The 1,537-nt window shown below is 42.0% G+C and carries 3 protein-coding genes and 1 pseudogene; 1 reads left to right on the top strand and 3 read right to left on the bottom strand.

All coding sequences use genetic code 11. From position 1 onward, the window contains the following. Positions 1-205: pseudogene (locus KPX09_RS05245) on the bottom strand (phosphoribosylformylglycinamidine cyclo-ligase); the annotation flags it as partial. 121 nt (positions 206-326) lie between these two features. Here KPX09_RS05245 and KPX09_RS05240 point away from each other — a divergent pair. Next, positions 327-947 carry a histidine phosphotransferase family protein gene (locus KPX09_RS05240; protein ID WP_249549297.1) on the top strand — a complete coding sequence of 207 codons (621 nt, stop codon included), beginning with the start codon at positions 327-329 and terminating at the stop codon, positions 945-947. Between the two features lie 171 nt (positions 948-1,118). On the opposite strand, the gene KPX09_RS05235 is transcribed toward KPX09_RS05240, so the two are convergent. Together KPX09_RS05235 and KPX09_RS05830 are read right to left on the bottom strand one after the other, a co-directional pair. Further along, positions 1,119-1,304 (bottom strand): hypothetical protein, encoded by a 186-nt coding sequence (locus tag KPX09_RS05235; RefSeq protein ID WP_410518489.1) that lies wholly within the window; start codon positions 1,302-1,304, stop codon positions 1,119-1,121. Positions 1,305-1,319: 15 nt separating this feature from the next. Then, on the bottom strand, positions 1,320-1,537 hold a 218-nt coding region (locus tag KPX09_RS05830; protein WP_410518488.1), incomplete at its 5' end, for a hypothetical protein.

Genomic DNA, 1,537 nt, shown 5'->3' with positions numbered 1-1,537 from the left:
ATTTAGTGCCTACACCGTCTGTGGAGGATACAAGTAAAGGAGAGCGATATTTATGCCCAGCGGCGAACAGGTCGAACACTGCACCAAACCCTCCAATTTCAGATATTACGTTATCACTTTTAGTTTCTTGCGAGAGCTGTTTTATTTCGCCTACTAGCTTATCCGCAGAGGCAATATTTACTCCCGAATCTAAGTATTTACTCATAGAATCAGCCACACCTGGTGGAGAGAGAGTAGCACTAGATGAGTGAAACTTGTACAAAAATATTTATTGATTAACTATACCCATACTATAAAATTCTGGCTACTTTCTTACTAGGGTAATTATGACCGGAGAGCTGGCTAGCATGGAGGCTTTTGCAGCGAAGCTGTTGCATGATATTGCGGGTTCTGTAGGTTCAGTAGTGAGCTATATTGAGTGCTTTTTAGATGATCCAGAATCCGATGATATACGAGTTTGTCTAGAAGAAGCAGCTGCTGAGATGATATCGAGATTTAGGCTTATTAGGCAGGCTTATAGTGGTTCTGAGGATAACTCCTGTTTTGATACTACTAGGGAACATATTGAAAAATATCTGAAGAAAAGGGGTATTCCATCATTCTCCGTCTGTGTTGAGGGGCAGTTTTATGATGCAAAGCTTCTGGAACAAGTTAACAGGTTGTTAGTTCAAGCAGCTCTGTTTTCTACTATGGCTATGATAAGAGGAAAGGGAATTTCTGTCTCTATCTCTAAGACAGAGAGTATGGTTGCGATACGGCTAGTGCTTGATGCTGAAGAGATATCTGTTCATAAAGATGTGGAAAGTGTGCTAGAAAACGCGAATGCTTGCGCTCTCACAACACACAACGTACAGGCGTACTTTATGACCTTACTCTGTAAGGAATCCGGAGCTACATTGCGTTATGACCCAGAAAATGCGCTGGTAGAGGTGGTTTTGACTCTGTAATGCTGGTTATACAACATGGCATTATTCTTATTTATAAGATTGTGCGTATTTATGGATAATTTCTCGGGACGAGTTGAATTGTTTCCTTGTATTTGGGAGTAAATATTGCCTCTGCGGATAAGCTAGTGGGTGAAATAAAACAACCACTAAGAAGATTATAACAAGCATCGATCATACCATAGGGAGAAGAAACTGCCCCAATATCTCAAAAACCTCCCCACCTTCAATAGTTTTAGCTATTAGCCCGGCTACTATGTTTTTTTCTTCGGGGGTGGGGGTGAGTGCCTTTACCAGGTCTGTAGGTACGGTTGTGGCGTTGGCAGTAGCACTTGTATTACTAGAATTAGGCCAGCACATACTGCTTAAACTCCTTCAACGTACCATAGTCTTATTCCTGTCCCTACCGCTGCTGTAAATTCTACAAGTTTGCGGTCCGGATGCAGCTTCGTTTATTCCATTCTCGGAAACTAAAAGTGATAACGTAATATCTGAAATTGGAGGGTTTGGTGCAGTGTTCGACCTGTTCGCCGCTGGGCATAAATATCGCTCTCCTTTACTTGTATCCTCCACAGACGGTGTAGGCACTAAAT

This window comes from Anaplasma phagocytophilum (assembly GCF_023476575.1).
Taxonomy (GTDB): domain Bacteria; phylum Pseudomonadota; class Alphaproteobacteria; order Rickettsiales; family Anaplasmataceae; genus Anaplasma; species Anaplasma phagocytophilum_A.
The sequence above is the reverse complement of the archived record's forward strand: the minus strand, read 5'-3'. Positions and strand labels throughout refer to the sequence as shown.